Here is a 20,986-nt window from a genome sequence, read left to right as displayed (position 1 = left end):
GTCGCAGGAACCCGCGCCGGGGTTCGGGGACGGAGCGGCGACCTGTACTAGAATACGCACCGCAAGGCGGGTCGGGCGGTCGCGGTGGATGCAAGTCCATCGAGGAAGGTCCGGACTCCACAGGGCAGGGTAGCGGCTAACGGCCGTCCGGTCGCGTCTTCGGGCGCGGTCGAGGAATAGGGCCACAGAGACGAGTCTGCGGGGCGGGCGCGCCAGTCGCGCACCGATACGGCCATCTCCGTATCGCGCCGGTCGGCAACGGCCGGCGGCATCGCAGGGTGAAACGCGGCAACCTCTACCCGGAGCAACATCAAATAGGCATGCGTGCGGCTTTCGGGCCGCGAAGGGCGGCTCCGTCCAAGCATGCGGGTAGGTGGCTACAGCGGCTCAGCAATGATCCGCGCAGAGGAATGATCGCCCGCCAGGGAAACCTGGCGTACAGAATCCGGCCTATAGACCCGTCTTGCATTGGATTTCTCATCGGAGCGGGGCCGCCGGCCGGCTTTTTTCAAGCCCGGCCATCCGCCATCTGGCGCGGAACGCCCGTCAACCCTTGGCAAGCGGGCTGGGTAAAACAATGCAAAGGCATTGTTAGCCGCCACTTCTTAAGAAGCACTTTTAGATAGTGACGCAACCTCCTGATTTATTGGGAGGTTTTTCTTTTTGCGCATTTACAAGTTGCTCTAAGTCCTTGTTGTGATTGAAAAAATTGCAACCGCGCGCTTGACCGCCCCATTGCCATACCGTAGAGTGGGAAATAGTAGGAAATTGTGCAATTAAGTGGGGTAAAAGTGGTGTTTCAGGGAAGCAGCGCGCTCACGCTGGATGCCAAGGGACGGATCTCGATTCCGACCCGGCATCGTGACGCGCTGATGGCGCAGGCGGAAGGCCGCCTGACCCTGACCCGCCACCCAGACGGCTGCCTGCTGGTGTACCCGCGGCCCGAGTGGGAAAAGAAGCGCGAGCAGATTGCCGCCTTTCCCATGACGGCGCGTGCGTTGCAGCGGCTGTTGCTGGGCAACGCTCAGGACGTGGAACTGGACGGCTCCGGCCGCGTCCTGATCGCGCCTGAACTGCGCAACGCTTCCGGTATGACGCGCGATGTGATGCTGCTCGGTCTGGGCGCCCACTTCGAGCTGTGGGATGCCGCTACCCTGGCCAGCCGCGAGGCTGAGGATCTGGCCAAGGGTATGCCGGATGTGTTGAATCAGTTTTCGTTCTGAAAGAGTTATGGAATTCGAACATCGGCCCGTCCTGCTGGAGCCGACGGTGGACGCGCTGTTGCTGGCCGATTTCGGCGGCAAGGGCGCGGCACGGTCGCAGCCCGGCGACGAGCCGGCCGCGGCTACGCGTGCGGAACGCGGCGTCTTCGTGGACGGCACCTTTGGTCGCGGCGGTCACAGCCGCGAACTGCTTGGCCGCCTGGGCCCGGCGGCGCGCCTGGTGGTGTTCGACAAGGATCCCGAGGCGATCGCGGTAGCCAATGCGTTGGCGGCGGCGGACTCCCGGGTGACGGTGGTGCATGGCGGCTTTGCCACCATGGCCGAAGAATTGCGGCAGCTCGGCATCGAGAAGGTCGATGGCGTGATGCTGGATCTGGGCGTGTCGTCGCCTCAGATCGATGATGCCGAGCGCGGTTTCTCGTTCATGCGGGACGGCCCGCTCGACATGCGGATGGACACCACTCGTGGACCCACGGTGGCGGATTGGCTGGCGCAAGCCAGTGTGGATGAGATGCGGGAGGTCATAGCGGATTATGGCGAAGAACGGTTTGCTTTTCAGGTTGCAAAGGCGATTGCTGCTCGCCGCGCAACAAGGCCGCTGCGCACCACGCTCGAACTTGCCGAGTGCGTCGCCAGCGCCGTCCGCACGCGCGAAAAGGGGCAGCATCCGGCCACACGCACCTTTCAAGCTCTACGGATTTACATCAATCGGGAACTCGAAGAGCTCGCGCGCACCCTCGCGTCAGCTCTAGACCTGCTCGCCCCGGGGGGGAGGTTGGCGGTGATCAGCTTTCATTCGCTTGAAGACCGCATGGTCAAGCAGTGCATCGCGGCGGCGGCTCGTCCGGCTGCCGCGCATGCGCGCCTGCCCCTGCGCGAAAGCGAAATGCCCCAACCGGTGCTGCGTTCCCTGGGGCGCGTGCTGGCCGAGGACGATGAAGTCTCGGCCAACGCGCGCGCCCGTTCGGCGGTGCTGCGCGTCGCCGAGCGCACCGCCACGCCCCTGTCTGCCGAGGGCGGCATGGCGTTCGTGAAAATCGGTTCGCTGCCCGGCAGCGACCTGGCTCCGCCGCCGCGTCGCGGCGGCAAGGGAGGGCGCCGCTGATGGGTCGCGTCAACCTGATCGTTGCGGCTTTGCTGATGCTGTCGGCCATTTCCCTGGTCACCAGCCGGTATCAGTCGCGCCAGCTCTTCGTCGAGCTGGGCCGCGATCAGGCGCAGGCGCGCGACCTGGAAACCAACTGGCGGCGCCTGCAGCTGGAACGCGCCGAGCTGGCGCGCAATGCCCGCGTCGACGTGATCGCGCGCGACAGCCTGAAGATGATTCCCATCGTGCCGGACCGCACGCTGTACCTGAACCAGGCGCCGGTGCCGGCGAGCGGAGGGGCCCAATGAAGCGCGTCCCGTTCTTCGACAATCCGGTGCTGCGCGGGCAACTGCCCACCTGGCGCGCCCGCCTGGTGCTGATCCTGCTGTTCGGCGGTTTTACCGTGCTGGCCGGCCGCGCGCTGTTCCTGCAGGGGCTGTCCACCGAATTCCTGCAGCAGCAGGGCGAGCGCCGCTACGAGCGCACCCTGACGCTGTCCGCCACGCGCGGCAAGATCATGGACCGCAATGGCGCGGTGCTGGCCTCGAGCGTGCCGGCGCGCGCTATCTGGGCCATCCCCGAAGATCTGAAGCAGGCCGCGCCCGGCCAGCTGGACTCGCTGGCCAAGCTGCTGGAAACGCCGATCGCCGATCTGCGCCGCCGGGTCGAGGAAGACAAGAACTTCGTCTACCTGAAGCGCCAGGTGTCGATGGACGTGGCCGACAAGATCAAGCAGCTCGGCCTGCCGGGCGTGCACCAGCAGCCCGAGACCCGCCGCTACTACCCGGACGGCGACGTGATGGCCCACGTGGTGGGTTTCAACAGCGTCGAGGACCAGGGGCAAGAAGGCGTCGAGCTGACCTTCAACCAGCAATTGTCGGGCCGCCCGGGCAGCCGCCGCGTCATCAAGGATCGGCTGGGCCGCGTCATCGAGGACGTGCAGGCCGTGACGCTGCCGGTGGACGGCCGCGACCTGCGCCTGTCGATCGATACCCGCCTGCAGTACCTGGTGTTCAAGGAACTGAAGGACGCCATGGACAAGCATCAGGCCAAGGGCGCCACTGCCGTGGTCGTGGACGTCCACACCGGCGAGATCCTGGCGCTGGCCAACGTGCCGACCTTCGACCCGAACAAGCGCGAGACCTTCCACGGCGCCAACCTGCGCAATCAGGCCATCACCGACACGTTCGAGCCCGGCTCGATCATGAAGCCGTTCACCGCCGCACTGGCGCTGGACCTGGGCCGCATCACCACTTCGACCCTGTTCGAGACCGGCAACGGCCGCTTCACCTACCAGGGCAGCACGATCAGCGACGTCAGCCGCAACGGCACGCTGGACGTGGCCGGCGTGCTGCGCAAGTCCAGCAACATCGGCATGACGATGATCTCCGAGAAGCTGGAATCCCGTGAAATGTGGGATCGCTTCACCGAACTGGGCCTGGGCCAGGCCCCTCAGGTGGGATTCCCCGGCGCGGCCCCTGGCCGCCTGCGTCCGTGGGACCGCTGGCGCCTGATCGAGAAGGCCACCATGGCCTATGGCTACGGCCTGTCGGTGTCGCTGCTGCAGGTGGCGCGCGCCTATACCGTGTTCGCCCGCAACGGCGACATGGTGTCGCTGACCTTGGTCAAGCGCGACAGCGATCCGACCAGCGTCAAGATCTACACGCCCAAGACCACCGCGCTGGTGCGCGGCATGCTGGAAGCGGCCGCCGGTCCGGAAGGCACCAAAGCCGCCCAGGTCCAGGGCTACCGCGTGGCCGGCAAGAGCGGCACCGCGCGCAAGATCGTCGACGGCAAGTACAGCATGCAGCGCTACCGCAGCTCGTACGTGGGCTTTGCCCCGGTGTCCGATCCCAAGATCGTGGTGGCCGTCTCGATCGACGAGCCCACGGTCGGCGGCTATTACGGCGGCGCGATCGCCGCGCCCGTGTTCTCCCATATCGTTGGCGGGAGTCTGCGGCTGATGGGGGTGCGGCCGGACGCGCCCTTCGAATCGACAATTGTTGCTGGTATCAAGGAGCCAGGCAGATGAGCGCCAAAGGCTTCCTCTCATCCCCCGCCGCCACGGTCGAACAAGCCGTGGCGTGGTTGCATTCGCGCGTGTCGTTGACCGCGCACCTGAAGCTGGACTCCCGCGAGATCGAGCCGGGCGATGTGTTCGTCGCCTGCCCGGGGCTGTCCAGCGATGGCCGTCTATATATAGAGAAAGCGTTGGCGCTGGGCGCCAGCGCGGTGTTGTTCGAAGCGCCCGCGACCGAGGCCATCGAGGCCGCGGCGGCCGCTGGCGATACGCCGATGCTGCCGGTGACCGGCCTGCGCGCCCTGCTGGGCGAGCTGGGCGACACCTGGTACGGCCGGCCGTCGTCGGCGCTGGCCGTGGTGGCCGTGACCGGCACCAACGGCAAGACCTCGTCGGTGCAATGGATCGCCCACGCTCTGGGCCGCAACGACAAGCCCTGCGGCACCATCGGCACCCTGGGCGCCGTGCTGCCCGACGGGCAGACGCTGGGCGGCAGCCTCACGACCCCCGACGTGCTGACCGTGCACCGCCTGCTGGCCGCCATGCGCGACGCCGGCGCCAAGGCGGTGGCGATGGAGGCGTCGTCGATCGGTATCGAGCAGGGCCGCATGGACGGCGTGCGGGTGGCGCTGGCCGCCTACACCAACCTGACCCGCGATCATCTCGACTATCACGGCACCATGGAACGCTACGAGGCCGCCAAGGCGCGCCTGTTCCGCTGGCTCGGCCTGAGCGCCGCGGTGGTGAACGCCGACGACGAAGCCGGCCGCCGCCTGATCGCTTCGCTGCCGTCCGACCTGTCGGTGATGGGCTACAGCCTGAGCGCGGATCCGGCGATTCCGGCCGCGATGCGCGCGCGTGACCTGCAGGCCACCGCGCAAGGACAGATCTTCACCCTGGTGTCGCCGCATGGCGAGGCGCAGATCGTGACGCGCCTGCTGGGGGCGCACAACGTCTCCAACCTGCTGCTGGTGGCGGGCGTGCTGTACAAGCTGGGCCTGCCGTTCGCGCAGATCGCGCGTGAGCTGGCCGCGACCGATCCGGTCGATGGCCGCCTGCAGACGGTGGAACCCGTTGCCGCCAGCACCCAGGCCAATGCCGGCCGCGGCGCGCTGGTGGTGGTCGACTATGCCCATACGCCCGACGCGCTGGCGCGCGCGCTGACCGCGCTGCGTCCGGTGGCGCAGGCGCGCGCCGGCCGCCTGGTGTGCGTGTTCGGCTGCGGCGGCGAGCGCGATCCGGGCAAGCGTCCGGAAATGGGCCGCATCGCCGCCGAGCTGGCCGATCACGTGGTGGTGTCGAGCGACAACCCCCGCAGCGAATCGCCCGAGGCCATCGTGGCGCAGATCCTGGCGGGCATTCCGGCCGAGGCTGGCGCCGACGTCCAGGTCGACCGCGCCCGCGCCATCATGCAGACCGTCTGGGCCAGCGCGCCTGAAGACGTGGTGCTGCTGGCGGGCAAGGGTCACGAAACCTACCAGGACATTGGCGGCGAGAAACTGCCGTTCGATGACCGTGAGTGGGCGCGGCTGGCGCTGCTGCTGCCGCTGGTCAAGGGCGTGTCGACGGACACCCGGCGCATCGGCGCCGGCGAGCTGTTCGTGGCGTTGGTGGGCGACAACTTCGACGCCCACAACTACCTGGACCAGGCCGCCGAGCGTGGCGCCTGCGCCGCGGTGGTGGCGCATGCCGTGCCGGATTCGACCCTGCCGCAACTGGTGCTGGGCGATACCCGCGTGGCGCTGATGCGCATCGGCGCGGCCTGGCGCGCCCGCTTCACCCTGCCTGTGGTGGCGGTGACCGGCAGCAACGGCAAGACCACCACCAAGGAAATGATCTCGGCCATGCTGGCGGGTTGGCGCGGCGAGGCGGGCCGCCTGGCGACCGCCGGCAACCTGAACAACGACATCGGCGTGCCGCTGACGCTGCTGCGCCTGCGTCCGGAACATCGCGCCGCCGTGTTCGAGCTCGGCATGAACCATCCGGGCGAGATCGCCCAGCTGGCCGCCATCGCGGCGCCGAGCGTGGCGCTGGTGACCAATGCCCAGCGCGAACACCAGGAATTCATGCACACCGTGGAAGCGGTGGCGCTGGAAAACGGCGCCGCCATCGCGGCGCTGCCGGCGGACGGCGTGGCCGTCTATCCCGGCGACGAGCCCTACGCGGCGATCTGGGACAAGCTGGCCGCGCCGCGCCGCGCGCTGCGTTTTGGCCTGCAGCCCGGTCTGGATGTCTATGCCGAGCAGATCCTGGCGGACGTCGATTCGACGCGCTGCCGCGTGGTGACGCCGATGGGCAGCGCCGACCTGACGCTGCCGGTGCCCGGCGTGCACAACCTGCGCAATGCGCTGGCGGCGATCGCCAGCGCCATCGCCGCGGGCGCGCCGCTCGATGTCGCCGTGCGGGCGCTGGCCGGTTTCAGCCCGGTCGCGGGCCGCATGCAGCACAAGAAATTGAGTGACGGAACGTTGCTCATTGATGACACCTACAATGCCAACCCCGACTCGGTTCGCGTGGCCATCGATGTGCTGGCCCGCATGGCCGGCACGCGTGTCCTGGTACTGGGCGACATGGGCGAAGTCGGGGACAACGGCCCCGCCATGCATGAAGAGGTGGGCAATTACGCGCGCGAGCTTGGCCTCGACGCGCTCATCACGCTAGGCGATGCCAGCCGGGCGGCCGCTGCCGCCTACGGCACGGGCGCGCACGCCTGCGCATCGGTAGACGAAGTCGTTGCCGCATTGCGCGGCCTGCGCGCGTCCTGCGTATTGATAAAGGGATCGCGCTTTATGCGCATGGAGCGGGTAGTGACGGCTTTTATTTCCAATGACGGACAAGCGTCCAAGGGGCAGGGGGACAACCATGCTGCTTGAGATCGCCCGTCTGCTTTCCGATGATGTGCGCGCGCTGGGCGTGTTCGAGTACATCACGCTGCGCGCGGTGCTGGCGTGCGCCACGGCGTTGCTGATCGGCCTGGTGGCCGGTCCGCGCGTGATCCGCAAGCTGACCGAGATGAAGATCGGCCAGGCCGTGCGTTCGTACGGTCCGGAAACCCACCTGGTCAAGACCGGCACCCCCACCATGGGCGGCGTGCTGATCCTGATTTCCATCGCCATCAGCACGCTGCTGTGGGCCGACTGGACCAACCGTTTCGTGTGGGTGGTGCTGCTGGTGACGTTCGGCTTCGGCTGGATCGGCTGGATGGACGATTACCGCAAGGTGGTCTATCGCGATCCGGAAGGCATGCCGGCGCGCCAGAAGTTCTTCTGGCAGGCGACCATCGGCCTGGTGGCTGCGGTCTATCTGGCGTTCGCCGTGTCGGCGCCCGCCAACACCGAGCTGTGGCCGCTCTTCAAGGCCTGGGTGGGAAGCGGCTTCACCATGTCGCTGCCGACGCGCGCCGACCTGATCGTGCCGTTCTTCAAGACCGTCAGCTATCCGCTCGGCGTGCTCGGCTTCGTGGCGCTGACCTGGGCCGTGATCGTCGGCACCAGCAACGCCGTCAACCTGACCGACGGCCTGGATGGCCTGGCGATCATGCCCACCGTGATGGTCGGCAGCGCGCTCGGCATCTTCGCCTACGTGGTCGGCCGCGTCGACTATTCGAAGTACCTGCTGTTCCCGTACATCCCCGGCGCGTCGGAATTGATGGTGCTGTGCGCGGCGATCGGCGGCGCGGGGCTGGCATTTTTATGGTTCAACGCGTATCCGGCGCAGGTCTTCATGGGTGACGTCGGCGCGCTGGCGCTGGGCGGCGCGCTGGGCACCATCGCGGTCATCGTGCGCCAGGAGATCGTGCTGTTCATCATGGGCGGCGTGTTCGTGGTCGAGACCCTGTCGGTGATGATCCAGGTGACGTGGTTCAAGTACACCAAGCGACGTTATGGAACAGGTAGACGCATATTCCGCATGGCTCCGCTGCATCATCACTTCGAAGTGGGCGGCTGGAAGGAAACCCAGGTGGTCGTGCGTTTCTGGATCATCAGCATGATGCTGGTGCTGATTGGCCTCTCAACCCTGAAGTTGCGATGAATACGATGGAAACCTCCCGCGCCGATGCGCCGCTCGTCCTGATCCTCGGATTGGGCGAGTCGGGTGTCGCCGCCGCACGCTGGAGCGCCCGCCAGGGCGCCCGCCTGCGGGTGGCCGACACGCGCGCGGAGCCGGGCGGCCTGGCGGCGCTGCAAGACGCGCTGGCGCAGGCCGAGGTGGAATACCGCCTGGGCTGCGACACGTCTTTCGATGTCGCGCTGCTGGATGGCGTGGACCAGGTCGTCATCAGCCCGGGACTGGCGCCCGAAGGCGCGCCGGCCGGCGATCTGCTGCGCGAGGCCAAGGCCCGCGGCATCGAAGTCATCGGCGAGATCGAATTGTTTGCGCGGGCGCTGGCCGAGCTGGCCGAGACCCGTGAATACCGTCCGCGCGTGCTGGCCGTGACCGGCACCAACGGCAAGACCACCGTCACCGCGCTGACGCGCGACCTGCTCGAGGCCAGCGGCCTGTCGGTGCTGGCCGCGGGCAACATCAGCCCGGCCGCGCTGACCGCGCTGATGGGGGCGCTGGACGCCGACGACCTGCCGCAGGCGTGGGTGCTGGAACTGTCGAGCTTCCAGCTCGAGACCACGCACACGCTGATGGCCGATGCCGCCGTCGTGCTCAACGTGACGCAGGATCACCTGGACTGGCACGGCGGCATGGACGCCTACGCCCGCGCCAAGGCGCGCCTGCTGAAGATGGCGCGCATCGCCATCGTCAACCGCGACGATCCGTATACCGTGGACATGGTGCCGTCGCTGGACGCCATGCCCGTGCGCAGTTTCGGCCGTGACGTGCCGGCGCTGGTCGGCGACATGGGCCTGGAGCTGGGCCAGGGCGTGGCCTGGCTGGTCGCGGCCGAACCGGTCGATTTCGACGAGCCCGTGGCGCCCGTGCGCCGCAAGAAGGACGCGCCGGAGCCGGTGCGCGCCAAGGGCCGCATGAGCCGCCTGATGCCGGTCGATGCGCTGCGCATCCGCGGCATCCACAATGCCTTGAACGCGCTGGCCGCATTGCAGCTTGCGCGCTGCCTGGACCTGGGTTGGGGCGCCATGCTGCGCACCCTGCGCGAGTACGCGGGCGAGCCGCATCGCGCCGCCTTCGTGCGCAACATCGGCGGCGTCGACTACATCAATGACAGCAAGGGCACCAACGTCGGCGCCACCGTGGCCGCGCTGGAAGGCCTGGGCCAGCCGGTGGTGCTGATCGCCGGGGGGCTGGGCAAGGGGCAGGACTTCTCGCCGCTGATCCCGGGGGTGTCGCGCCATGCGCGCGCGGTGCTGTTGATCGGCCAGGACGGTCCGGAGATCGGCCGCGTGCTGGCCGCGACCGGCGTCGACTGCATCGCCGTGGACTCGCTGCGCGACGCCGTGCGCCGCGCCGCCGACCTGGCGCAGCCCGGCGACGCCGTGCTGTTGTCGCCCGCCTGCGCCAGCATGGACATGTTCCGCAATTACCCGCACCGCGGGCAAGTGTTCGTGGAAGAGGTCGAAGACCTGGCCCGCGACCGGGGAGAGGTGGCATGAGCCTGATCGCCGATCTCACCGCCAGCGTCAACGCCGTACGGCCCGGCCGTACCCGCATGCGTAACTTCGACATGCCGCTCGCGATTGCGGCGTCGACCTTGCTGCTGCTCGGCTTGCTGATGGTGTATTCGGCGTCGATCGCGCTGGCCGACGGCCCGCGCTATGCCTCCTATGGCCGCTATTACTTCGTGATCCGCCACGGCCTGTTCGTCACCGCCGGCCTGGTGGCGGGCGCCGTCGTGCTGGCGATTCCGATCCGCGTGTGGCAACGCCTGGCGGTGCCGCTGTTCGTGGTGGCGATGGTGCTGCTGGTGGCGGTGCTGGTGCCCGGCATCGGCCGCGAGGTCAACGGCGCGCATCGCTGGATTCCGCTGGGTCCGCTGAATTTCCAGCCGTCCGAACTGATGAAGCTGGCCGCGCTGCTCTATGCCGCCGATTACACGGTGCGCAAGCAGGAACACATGCAGGCCTTTGCCCGCGGCTTCCTGCCGATGGCGTTCGCGCTGGCCGGCGTCGGCATGCTGCTGCTGCTCGAGCCCGACCTGGGCGCCTTCATGGTGATCGTGGCGATCGCGATCGGCATCCTGTTTCTGGGCGGCATCAACGGCAAGTACTTCAGCAGCCTGCTGGCGGTGCTGGTCAGCACCTTCCTGATGCTGATCTGGCTGTCGCCGTGGCGCCGCGCGCGCCTGTTCGCCTACCTGGATCCCTGGAACGAAGACAACGCCTACGGCAGCGCCTACCAGCTGTCGCATTCGCTGATCGCCCTGGGACGCGGCGAATGGCTGGGCGTGGGCCTGGGCGCCAGCGTCGAGAAATTGCACTACCTGCCCGAAGCGCATACCGACTTCCTGATGGCGGTGGTGGGCGAGGAACTGGGTTTCGCCGGCGTGATGCTGGTGATCACGCTGTTCGCCATCATCGTCTATCGCGGTTTCGACATCGGCCGCCAGGCCATTGCCATGGAACGCACGTTCGCGGGCCTGGTGGCGCACGGCGTGGCGATGTGGTTCGGGGTACAGGCCTTCATCAACATGGGCGTGTGCCTGGGGCTGCTGCCGACCAAGGGCCTGACGCTGCCGCTGATGAGCTATGGCGGTTCGGGCGTGGTGATGAATCTGTGCGCCCTGGCCATGCTGATACGGGTCGATGTGGAAAACCGCATCATGATGCGCGGAGGACGGGTATGACCGCGTCGTCGCGTACCATCCTGATCATGGCCGGCGGCACCGGCGGCCACATCATGCCCGGCCTGGCCGTGGCCGATGTGCTGCGCCAGCGCGGCTGGCGCGTGATGTGGCTGGGCAACCCGGACAAGATGGAAGGCAAGCTGGTGCCGCCGCGCGGCATCGAACTGGTGCCGCTGCGTTTCGCCGGCGTGCGCGGCAAGGGCGTGACGGCGCTGCTGAAGCTGCCGTTCCTGCTGGTGCGCGCCTTCGCCCAGGCCTGGGCGCGGCTGTCGTCGGTGCGTCCGGACGTGGTGCTGGGCATGGGCGGCTATGTCGCCTTCCCCGGCGGCGTCATCGCGACGCTGCGCGGCACGCCGCTGGTGGTGCACGAGCAGAACGCGGTGGCCGGCACCGCCAACAAGTGGCTGGCCAGGATGGCGCGCCGCGTGCTGAGCGGCTTCCCCGGCGTGCTGCCCAAGGGCGAAGCCATGGGCAACCCGGTGCGCGCCGACCTGTGCGCCTTGCCCGATCCGGCGCAGCGCTATGCCGGCCGCAGCGGTCCGCTGCGGCTGCTGGTGGTGGGCGGCAGCCTGGGCGCCCAGGCGCTCAATACCGCCGTGCCGCAAGCGCTGGCGCGCCTGCCGCAGGAAAACCGTCCGGTGGTGGTGCACCAGGCCGGCGAACAACATTTGCCGGCGCTGCAGCAGGCCTACGCCCAGGCGGGCGTGGCGGCCGACTGCCGCGCCTTCATCGATGACATGGCCGGCGCCATGGGCGATGCCGACCTGCTGGTCTGCCGCGCGGGCGCCATGACGGTGTCCGAAGTGGCCGCCGTCGGCGTGGCGGCGCTGTTCGTGCCGCTGCCGCATGCCATCGATGACCATCAAACCGCCAACGCGCGCTTCCTGAGCGACGCGCAGGCCGCATGGCTGCAGCCGCAGAACGCCTTCAGCCCCGAGTGGCTGGCGGACTGGCTGGGGCAGCGTTCCCGTCAAGAACTGCAAGCCGTCGCAGAACGGGCCCGCGCGCACGCGCACCCGGAAGCGGCGGCGCATATCGCCGACGTCTGTGAACAAGCAGCGGGGCGTTCATCATGAAACACAGAATCCAGCATATCCATTTCGTAGGCATCGGCGGTTCCGGCATGAGCGGCATCGCCGAGGTGCTGCTCAACCTGGGCTACACCATCAGCGGCTCCGACCTGAATGAGTCGGCCGTGACGCGCCGCCTGGCCGGCCTGGGCGTGAACATCGCCATCGGCCACGTCGCCAGCAACGTCACCGGCGCCGGCGCCATCGTCACGTCGACGGCGGTGGCGGGCGACAACCCCGAAGTCATCGCGGCCCGCGCCGCGCGCATTCCAGTGGTGCCGCGCGCCATCATGCTGGCCGAGCTGATGCGCCTGAAGCGCGGCATCGCGGTGGCCGGCACGCATGGCAAGACCACCACCACCAGCCTGGTGGCCAGCATCCTGGCCGCGGGCGACCTGGACCCGACCTTCGTGATCGGCGGGCGCCTGAATTCGGCCGGCGCCAACGCGCGGCTGGGGCAGGGCGACTACATCGTGGTCGAGGCCGACGAGTCCGACGCCTCGTTCCTGAACCTGCTGCCGGTGATGGCCATCGTGACCAACATCGACGCGGACCACATGGACACCTACGGCCACGACGTGGCCCGCCTCAAGAGCGCGTTCATCGAATTCACCCAGCGCCTGCCGTTCTACGGCAGCGCGGTGCTGTGCACCGACGACGCCAACGTGCGCGAGATCATGCCGTTCGTGTCGCGTCCGATCACCTCCTACGGCCTGAACGAAGACGCGATGGTGCGCGGCTACGAGGTCCAGGCCGACGGCACGCGCATGCGCTTCAACGTGCAGCGCAGCCACCGCGACACGCTGCTGCCGCCGCTGCAGGTGGAACTGAACCTGCCGGGCCTGCACAACGTGCGCAACGCGCTGGCGGCGATCGCCGTGGCGACCGAGCTGGGCGTGGCCGATGAAGCCATCTGCGATGCGCTGGCCTCGTTCAAGGGCGTGGGCCGCCGCTTCACGCAGACGGGCGAATTCCCGGTGCCGGCCGCGCATGGCGGCGGCACCTTCACGGTGATCGACGACTACGGCCACCATCCGGTGGAAATGGCCGCCACACTGGCCGCCGCCCGCGGCGCCTGGCCCGACCGCCGCATCGTGCTGGCGTTCCAGCCGCACCGCTACACGCGCACCCGCGACTGTTTCGAGGATTTCGTGCGCGTGCTGGGCACGGCCGACGCGGTGCTGCTGACCGAGGTCTATTCCGCCGGCGAGCCGCCGCTGGTGGCCGCCGACGGCCGCGCGCTGTCGCGCGCCCTGCGCGTGGCGGGCAAGGTTGAGCCGGTGTTCGTCGAGGACGTGGCCGACCTGCCGCAGGCGGTGGTCGATTTCGTTCGCGATGGCGACGTGGTGATCGTCATGGGGGCGGGCTCGATCAGCAAGGTCCCGGCCCAAGTTGGAGAATTGGCATGAGCGCGAAATTCGGCAAGGTGGGTGTGTTGTACGGCGGCCGTTCCGCCGAACGCGAAGTGTCCCTGATGTCCGGGGCCGGCGTGCACCAGGCGCTGCTCAGCGCCGGCGTCGACGCGCACCTGTTCGACACGGGCGAACGCAGCCTGGCCGAGCTGGCCGCCGAAGGCTTCGAGCGCGTGTTCATCGCGTTGCATGGCCGCTTCGGCGAAGACGGCTCGATCCAGGGCGCGCTGGAATTGCTGGGCATTCCCTACACCGGCAGCGGCCCGCTGGCCTCGGCGCTGGCCATGGACAAGACCATGACCAAGCGCGTCTGGCTGCAGCACGGCCTGCCCACGCCGGAATTCGAATTGCTGGACGCCGACACCGAGCTGCGCCTGGTGCCGGACCGCCTGAGCCTGCCGCTCATCATCAAGCCGCCGCACGAGGGCTCGACCGTGGGCATCACCAAGGTCGTGGGCTATTCCGACATGAAGGACGCCTACGCCCTGGCCGCCAAGTTCGACGCCGAGGTGCTGGCCGAGCAGTTCATCCAGGGCCGCGAGCTGACCGTGGCAGTGCTGGGCAGCGGCAAGACCGCGCGCGCGCTGCCGGTGATCGAGATCGCCGCGCCCGGTGGCAACTACGACTACGAGCACAAGTACTTCTCCGACGACACGCAGTACTTCTGCCCGGCGGCGCTGCCGCCGGCCGTGGCCGAGGAAGTCGCCGACATCGCGGTGCGCGCCTATCGCGTGCTGGGTTGCGAGGGCTGGGGCCGCGCCGACTTCATGCTGGACGCCGACAACCGCCCCTGGCTGCTTGAAATGAATACCTCGCCCGGCATGACCAGCCATTCGCTGGTGCCGATGGCGGCCCGCGCCACCGGCATGAGCTATGCCGAGCTGTGCGTGGCGATCTTGGCCGACGCCTCGTGCAAGTTGCACAGCGCCGCCCGCAATACTTGACCCGGACATTCTGTGTGGAACGACGCTCGCACGACCAACCTGATCGCCAACACGCTCGCCGTGCTGGCGGTCTGCGCCATGCTCCTGGCGGGCGTGGTGTGGGTGGCGCAGCGTCCGTATTTCACGCTGTCGGCGATCGAGCTGGAGTCCACGCCGGACACCGAGCTGCACTATGTGTCGCCGGGCGCGGTGCGCGCGGCGATCGCGGGGCGCTTCAAGGGCAACTTCTTCACGGTGGACCTGGACGACGCGCGCGAGATCTTCGAGTCGGTGCCGTGGGTGCGCCATGCCACCGTGCGGCGGATCTGGCCCAATGTGCTGCGCGTGCGCATCGAGGAGCAGCAGCCGCTGGCGCTGTGGAACGAGAACCAGATGATCAACACCTGGGGCGAGGCGTTCACGGCCAACACGGGCGAGGTGGACGACGAGACGGTGCTGCCGCAGTTCTCCGGGCCCGAGGGCACCGAGTCGCTGGTGGTGCAACGCTACGCCGAACTGGCGCGCTGGTTCGCGCCGCTCGATATGCACGTCAAGCAGCTGGAGCTGAGTCCGCGCTACGCCTGGCGCGTGGTGCTGTCCAACGGCATGCTGCTGGACCTGGGCCGCGATCCGGGCGCCGATGCGCCGGATCCGCACGGCCTGCCCGGCGCGCTGCCGTTCGCGGCGCGCATTCAACGTTTCGTGCAGGCCTGGCCCGCCGTGGCGGGGCGCCTGGAAGGGCGCACCATCACACAGGCCGACCTGCGCTATCCCAATGGTTTCGCCCTGGCGCTGGCCCCGTTGCCTCCGTCAGCAAACAAACCCAAATCCACACCGAAACCTCCCAAGAAACGCTAACGCCATGACCCGTGACATCAAGGACCTTATCGTCGCCCTCGATATCGGCACCAGCAAGGTGGTGGCTGTGGTGGCTGAAATCCTGCCCGAAGGGCGATTCGAAGTGCTCGGCCTCGGCCAGCATGAATCGCGCGGCATGCGCAAGGGCGTGGTCGTCAATATCGAGACCACTGTGAATTCGATTCAGCGCGCGCTTGAAGAAGCCGAGCTGATGGCGGATTGCAAGATCCGCGACGTCTACACCGGCATCGCCGGCAGCCATATCCGCAGCTTCAATTCCAGCGGCATGGTCGCCGTGAAGGACAAGGAAGTCACCGCCACCGACGTCGCCCGCGTCATCGAGACCGCCAAGGCGGTGAATATCCCGACCGACCAGCAGGTGCTGCACGTGCTGACGCAGGAGTTCATCGTCGACGGCCAGGAAGACATCCGCGAGCCGATCGGCATGAGCGGCCTGCGCCTGGAAGTGCGCGTGCACATCGTGACCGGCGCCGTCAGCGCCGCGCAGAACATCGTCAAGTGCGTGCGCCGCTGTGGCCTGGAAGTGCAGGACCTGATCCTGCAGCCGCTGGCCTCGAGCCTGGCCGTGCTGACCGCCGACGAAAAGGAACTGGGCGTCGTGCTGGTGGACATCGGCGGCGGCACCACCGACGTGGCGATCTTCACCGGCGGCGCGATCCGCCACACCGCCGTGCTGCCGATCGCTGGCGACCAGATCACCAACGACATCGCGGCCATGCTGCGCACGCCGACGCCCGATGCCGAGGAAATCAAGCTGCGCTACGGCGTGGCCAAGCAGGTGCTGGCCAGCCCGGACGAGTCGGTGGAAGTGCCGGGCCTGGGCGACCGCGGCCCGCGCCAGGTCAAGCGCCAGGCGCTGGGCGCCGTGATCGAACCGCGCGTCGAAGAGCTGTTCACGCTGGTGCAGCAGGTGGTGCGCGACTCTGGCTACGAGGACCTGCTGGCTTCCGGCGTGGTGCTGACCGGCGGCTCGGCGCAATTGCCCGGCATGATCGAACTGGCCGAGGACGTGTTCCTCAAGCCGGTACGCGTGGCGGTGCCCGAATACGAAGGCAGCCTGGCCGACGTGATGCGCAATCCGCGCTTCTCGACCGTGATGGGCCTGCTGCAGGAAGCGCGCATGCAGCGTGTGCGCGGCCGCAAGGTGGCCGCGCAGACCGGCAATTTCAAGAGCCTGCTGGCGCGCATGAAGGAATGGTTCATGAATTAAAGAGGGGGGCAGGTTGGGGCCTGCTCCTTGGCACGATCCGCAGCGGTAGGGCGGGTCGGGCCAGAAAGGGGAGGCGTCTCAAACCCGTTGCGGACCAAAGCAGTCGGCTTCGGCTTTGAGGCGATTCACAAAATATAGGTTGTTGGGGAATTTTTGTGATTTGCAAATCGGACTTGTGAGGGAGTCATCATGATGAACTTTGAGATGCTTGAGAACAACACCAAAGGGACCGTAATCAAGGTCGTTGGTGTGGGCGGTGCGGGCGGCAATGCCGTGGCGCACATGATTCGCAGCGGCGTGCACGGCGTGGATTTCATCTGCGCCAACACCGATGCGCAGGCACTGGCGGCGACCAACGCCCCGGTGCAGATCCGCCTGGGCCGCACCGGCCTGGGCGCGGGCGCCAAGCCCGAACAAGGCCGCGCGTCGGCCGAAACCGCGCGTGAAGAGATCCGTGCCGCCCTGAACGGCGCGCACATGGTCTTCATCACCGCGGGCATGGGCGGCGGCACCGGCACGGGCGCAGGCCCGGTCGTGGCCGAAGTCGCCAAGGAGCTGGGCATTCTGACGGTGGGCGTGGTCACCAAGCCCTTCACGTTCGAAGGCAACAAGCGCCTGAAGATGGCCGAGGACGGCATCGCCGAACTGGCCAAGCACGTGCATTCGCTCATCGTGGTGCTCAACGAGAACCTGTATGAGCTGATGGACGAGGACGCGACGCAGGAAGACTGCTTCCGTTCGGCCGACGACATCCTGCACAATGCTTGCGCGGGTATCGCCGAAATCATCAACGTCGAAGGCAACGTCAACGTCGACTTCGAAGACGTCAAGACGATCATGGGCGAGCAGGGCCAGGCCATGATGGGCACGGCATCGGCTTCGGGCGCTGACCGCGCCCGCGTCGCCGCCGAGCACGCGATTGCCTGCCCGCTGCTGGAAGGCGTGGACCTGAACGGCGCGCGCGGCGTGCTGGTCAACATCACCGCCAGCCGCTCGCTGAAGATGCGCGAAACGCGCGAAATCATGGAAACGATCCGTAGCTACGCTTCGGACGACGCGACCGTGATCTTCGGCACCGCCTACGACGAATCGATGGGTGAAAACCTGCGCGTGACCGTGGTTGCGACCGGCCTGGGCCGTGCGCAGGCGCGTCCGCAACTGGTGCAGACCACCGCTGAAGTGCTGCGCACCGGCACCGACAACATGCCCATGGGCACGATGCCGGCCGCCGGTCAGGGTGATTACCGCAATCTGGACATGCCGTCTGTCATGCGCAACCCGCGCAGCCAGGCATCGGCCCAGGTGCGCGCGCTGGAAAGCTCGGGCATGGATCATTTCGACATCCCGGCGTTCCTGCGTAAGCAGGCGGATTGAACCTGGAGCCTGGTTTCAGGCTCTACATGCACTCCCTCATCTCCGGCTTGCCTGTCCCCGCAGGCAAGCCGGAGGCGGAGCGGCCCGTGTTTCCCTTGCACGGCTTGAATAGGGGACGGTTTTATCGGTCGGTCCTGACGCTTTGATGGCGTTGAGAACCGGACAGAGTTACAATACGTCAGTTACGCCGGCAATCTCTTGTCATCTTGCCGGCTTCCTGGCTCAAAATACCTTAGTCTCATGTTCCGACAGCGCAGCATTCAGAATCTCGTCCGCACGACAGGCGTCGGCGTCCACTCCGGACGGCGGGTCGAGCTCACCCTGCGCCCGGCGGCGCCCAATACGGGCATCGTGTTCCACCGCGTCGATCTGCCCGAAGTCGTCGACCTGCCCGCGCAGGCCACCGGCGTGGGCGATACGCGCATGGCCTCGGTGCTGCAGCAGGGCAACGTGCGCGTGTCCACGGTGGAACATCTCATGTCGGCGCTGGCCGGCCTGGGCATTGACAACCTGCATATCGACCTCACTGCCGAAGAAGTCCCCATCATGGACGGCAGTGCGGCAACCTTCGTGTACCTGTTGCGCTCGGCCGGCATCGTCGAGCAGAACGCGCCGAAGCAGTTCATCCGCGTGTTGAAGACGGTGGAAGTGCGCGAGGGCGAAGGCCGCAACGAGAAGTGGGCCCGGCTCGAACCCCATGAAGGGTACGCGCTGGCCTTCTCGATCGACTTCCGCCACCCCGCCATCGACTCGACCGCGAATTTCGCCGAAATCGATTTCGCCACCCATTCGTACGTGCGCGAGATCGCGCGCGCCCGCACCTTCGGCTTCGTCAACGAAGTCGAGGCGCTGCGCTCGATGGGCCTGGCCCGCGGCGGCAGCCTGGACAACGCCATCGTCATGGACGAATACCGGGTGTTGAACAGCGACGGCCTGCGCTACGACGACGAATTCGTGAAGCACAAGATCCTGGACGCCATCGGCGACCTGTATCTGCTGGGCAAGCCGCTGGTGGCGCGCTACGTGGCGTGCAAGTCGGGCCACGGCCTGAACAACCAGCTGGCGCGCGCGCTGCTGGCGCAGCGCGACGCCTGGGAACTGGTGACCTACGAATCGCAAGCCGAAGCGCCGCAGGCGTTCCGGCACGAATGGCAGCTGGCCTGAGGCTGGTTTGTCGTCGCTGATGGCCGGTGCGCCGGGGACAGTCCCCGGCTGACATCCGGCCATTTTCATTGGATGGCGCCGGTCGCCATCCTTGTGCCCGCCAGCGCCGTCCAGGTGCAATCCGCGGGGCGCGCCACACCCGGACATCGGTCCGAAGGCGCCATCCCGATGGCGGGCGTCCGGACAAGTCCGGTTATCTCAGCTACCCTTGTGGTGCTTCAATAGCTTGGCGACCGCGTCGGCCAGCGGGCCGGGGCGCAGGTTGTCGTGCAGGGTCTCGAAGGCGCCCAGCGCGGTTGTTCCGAGCGGCTGGGCCTCCTTGGGCGGCAGCGGCTTGCGGGCGCCGGGCTTGGGCAGGCCGGCTTGTACCTTCACCGCAATTTCGTTAAGGTTCCAGCCTTGGTCCGCCAAGGCCTGCGCGATGCGCGGGGCCAATTGACGCATCTTCGCCGCGTGCGCGGCACTGGGCACCACCAGTTGAAGGCGCTGGTTTTCCAGCTTGCCGACCTGGCAGACGGAGCCCAACGGGGCGGGCAGGATCGCCGCCACCGCATATTGGATTTGCAAGTGCTTGCGGGCGGTCGCCAGTACCCCGGCGCCCCGCATGTCATGACCCAGCCATCCCAGGGCGGTATTTTCCCCTCGCCGGCTGGAACTGGAACGTTGACGGTATGAAGTGGGTCTATTCATCCCGGCTCTGAGAATTAGGAAGCAAACCTTGAAAATCGTGATTATGCACGCCCGCGACGGGCAGGACGGGCATTTCACCCTGGGAGGCGCGCGCTTGGCGTTGTTTCTGGGGGGCGCGCTGATGACGGCCGCCATCTTTGGCGCCGCCCTTCAGCGCTACATTACACCCATCCTGCCCGCCGTACACACGGTCGGCTGGCCGCTGTCGGAACAGCCGGGACGCGATGCGGACTTCCTGCGCGGCAACATGAACCTGCTGGCCGCCAAGGTGGGCGCGCTGCAGGCCAAGCTGGCCAGCATCGATGGCCTGGGCCAGCGCGTGGCCAAGGTGGCGGGCGTGGCCTACACCGACCCCGAAGTGGCCAAGCAGCTGACGTCGGTCCCGGCCGACCCCCAACATGCCCCCGAGGCCACCCAGGTGATGGACGATCTGTTCACCGAGGGCACGCCGCCCAGCGCCGCCTCGGCCGAAGCCCTGGGCCGCCAGCTGGACGAGATCCAGGAGCGGCTGGCCCTGCAGACCGACAACCTCAAGCTGCTGGACGCGGCGCTGACCCGGCGTTCGGCCGACCAGGCCCGCATGCCGACGGCGATGCCGATCACCGATTACCCCTATCTCAGCTCTTCCTACGGCTGGCGCCGCAACCCGGTGACCGGGCGCTCGGCCATGCATGAGGGGCTGGACTTCGCCGCGCCGCCGGGCACGCCGATCCTGGCGGCCTCGGGCGGCGTGGTGCTGGAAGCCAAGTTTCAACCCGGCTACGGCAACATGGTCGAGATCGACCATGGAGACGGTCTGATTACACGCTATGCCCACGCCTCGTCCCTGATGGTCAAGCAGGGGCAGTTGGTCGAGCGGGGCCAGCAGGTGGCGCGGGTCGGTTCGTCCGGCCGTTCCACCGGGCCGCACCTGCATTTCGAGGTCCGCCTGGCCGGGCAGCCGCTGGATCCGCGGCTGTTCCTCGGGCCGCAGCAGAATGCCCCGCCGACGGTGGCGCAAGCCGGCGGCGGCAGCGCCGCGCGCTGACGCCCGATCCGGGCTACAGTGCCACCCTGGCCATAGGTCCAGGCTATTACGCGCCAGGTGCGTTAAACTGGTTCGTTTCCCAGCGGACCCCCGCTCAACCAAATAAATCAAGTCACGGGCGACGCCGCCCTGGCCCCATGCGGGCGCGGCGGGGCT

At 67.6% G+C, this 20,986-nt stretch carries 17 protein-coding genes and 1 other RNA gene; 17 read left to right on the top strand and 1 reads right to left on the bottom strand.

Translation table 11 applies throughout. The features are described 5' to 3' along the window. The first annotated feature begins 63 nt into the window (after positions 1-63). From rnpB to lpxC, 16 genes are all read left to right on the top strand, one after another. An RNA gene (rnpB, locus tag AOZ53_RS27190) (RNase P RNA component class A) lies at positions 64-469 on the top strand. Between the two features lie 325 nt (positions 470-794). Then, complete coding sequence (gene mraZ, locus AOZ53_RS27150; protein WP_006392946.1) at positions 795-1,223, top strand: division/cell wall cluster transcriptional repressor MraZ; 429 nt, start codon at positions 795-797, stop codon at positions 1,221-1,223. A gap of 7 nt (positions 1,224-1,230) precedes the next feature. Then, positions 1,231-2,328 (top strand): 16S rRNA (cytosine(1402)-N(4))-methyltransferase RsmH, encoded by a 1,098-nt coding sequence (rsmH, locus tag AOZ53_RS27145; protein WP_054490145.1) that lies wholly within the window; start codon positions 1,231-1,233, stop codon positions 2,326-2,328. Then, positions 2,328-2,618 carry a cell division protein FtsL gene (gene ftsL / locus AOZ53_RS27140; RefSeq protein ID WP_054490143.1) on the top strand — a complete coding sequence of 97 codons (291 nt, stop codon included), beginning with the start codon at positions 2,328-2,330 and terminating at the stop codon, positions 2,616-2,618. The genes rsmH and ftsL overlap by 1 nt, the downstream gene beginning before the upstream one ends. Next, entirely contained in the window at positions 2,615-4,342 is a 1,728-nt protein-coding gene (locus AOZ53_RS27135; protein WP_054490140.1) for a peptidoglycan D,D-transpeptidase FtsI family protein, read from the top strand. Before ftsL ends, AOZ53_RS27135 begins: the two co-directional genes overlap by 4 nt. Continuing rightward, on the top strand, positions 4,339-7,203 hold the full coding sequence (gene murF, locus AOZ53_RS27130) for a bifunctional UDP-N-acetylmuramoyl-L-alanyl-D-glutamate--2,6-diaminopimelate ligase MurE/UDP-N-acetylmuramoyl-tripeptide--D-alanyl-D-alanine ligase MurF (protein WP_054490138.1): 2,865 nt from the start codon (positions 4,339-4,341) through the stop codon (positions 7,201-7,203). Before AOZ53_RS27135 ends, murF begins: the two co-directional genes overlap by 4 nt. Further along, positions 7,193-8,362, top strand: coding sequence for a phospho-N-acetylmuramoyl-pentapeptide-transferase (mraY, locus tag AOZ53_RS27125; protein WP_006392951.1), 1,170 nt, complete (start codon positions 7,193-7,195; stop codon positions 8,360-8,362). Before murF ends, mraY begins: the two co-directional genes overlap by 11 nt. Then, on the top strand, positions 8,359-9,891 hold the full coding sequence (murD, locus tag AOZ53_RS27120; RefSeq protein WP_054474644.1) for a UDP-N-acetylmuramoyl-L-alanine--D-glutamate ligase: 1,533 nt from the start codon (positions 8,359-8,361) through the stop codon (positions 9,889-9,891). Before mraY ends, murD begins: the two co-directional genes overlap by 4 nt. Then, entirely contained in the window at positions 9,888-11,081 is a 1,194-nt protein-coding gene (ftsW, locus tag AOZ53_RS27115; RefSeq protein WP_006392953.1) for a putative lipid II flippase FtsW, read from the top strand. Before murD ends, ftsW begins: the two co-directional genes overlap by 4 nt. Then, a complete protein-coding gene (gene murG / locus AOZ53_RS27110) occupies positions 11,078-12,157 on the top strand; it encodes an undecaprenyldiphospho-muramoylpentapeptide beta-N-acetylglucosaminyltransferase (RefSeq protein ID WP_054490137.1) in 1,080 nt (359 codons plus the stop codon). The genes ftsW and murG overlap by 4 nt, the downstream gene beginning before the upstream one ends. Continuing rightward, complete coding sequence (gene murC / locus AOZ53_RS27105) at positions 12,154-13,560, top strand: UDP-N-acetylmuramate--L-alanine ligase (RefSeq protein ID WP_054474642.1); 1,407 nt, start codon at positions 12,154-12,156, stop codon at positions 13,558-13,560. The genes murG and murC overlap by 4 nt, the downstream gene beginning before the upstream one ends. Then, the gene (locus tag AOZ53_RS27100; RefSeq protein ID WP_054474641.1) at positions 13,557-14,507 is read left to right on the top strand and encodes a D-alanine--D-alanine ligase; all 951 of its coding nucleotides are present in this window, start codon (positions 13,557-13,559) and stop codon (positions 14,505-14,507) included. The genes murC and AOZ53_RS27100 overlap by 4 nt, the downstream gene beginning before the upstream one ends. 12 nt (positions 14,508-14,519) lie before the next feature. After that, positions 14,520-15,344, top strand: a complete 825-nt coding sequence (locus AOZ53_RS27095; protein WP_054433505.1) for a cell division protein FtsQ/DivIB — start codon at positions 14,520-14,522, stop codon at positions 15,342-15,344. Positions 15,345-15,348: 4 nt separating this feature from the next. Next, entirely contained in the window at positions 15,349-16,575 is a 1,227-nt protein-coding gene (gene ftsA / locus AOZ53_RS27090; protein ID WP_006217473.1) for a cell division protein FtsA, read from the top strand. Positions 16,576-16,764: 189 nt separating this feature from the next. Further along, the gene (ftsZ, locus tag AOZ53_RS27085; RefSeq protein WP_006392958.1) at positions 16,765-17,949 is read left to right on the top strand and encodes a cell division protein FtsZ; all 1,185 of its coding nucleotides are present in this window, start codon (positions 16,765-16,767) and stop codon (positions 17,947-17,949) included. 240 nt (positions 17,950-18,189) lie between these two features. Then, a complete protein-coding gene (gene lpxC / locus AOZ53_RS27080; protein WP_054433506.1) occupies positions 18,190-19,113 on the top strand; it encodes a UDP-3-O-acyl-N-acetylglucosamine deacetylase in 924 nt (307 codons plus the stop codon). 198 nt (positions 19,114-19,311) lie between these two features. On the opposite strand, the gene AOZ53_RS27075 is transcribed toward lpxC, so the two are convergent. Next, positions 19,312-19,719: a flagellar hook-length control protein FliK gene (locus tag AOZ53_RS27075; protein ID WP_006392960.1), complete on the bottom strand. Its 408-nt coding sequence runs from the start codon at positions 19,717-19,719 to the stop codon at positions 19,312-19,314. Between the two features lie 127 nt (positions 19,720-19,846). Here AOZ53_RS27075 and AOZ53_RS27070 point away from each other — a divergent pair, with 127 nt between their 5' ends. After that, positions 19,847-20,830, top strand: a complete 984-nt coding sequence (locus AOZ53_RS27070; protein ID WP_054433507.1) for a M23 family metallopeptidase — start codon at positions 19,847-19,849, stop codon at positions 20,828-20,830. Positions 20,831-20,986: the final 156 nt, after the last annotated feature.

It is taken from the genome of Achromobacter sp. 2789STDY5608621, assembly GCF_001299375.1.
GTDB classification, from domain to species: Bacteria; Pseudomonadota; Gammaproteobacteria; order Burkholderiales; family Burkholderiaceae_B; genus Achromobacter; species Achromobacter insuavis.
This window is presented reverse-complemented; position numbering and strand designations above follow the sequence as displayed.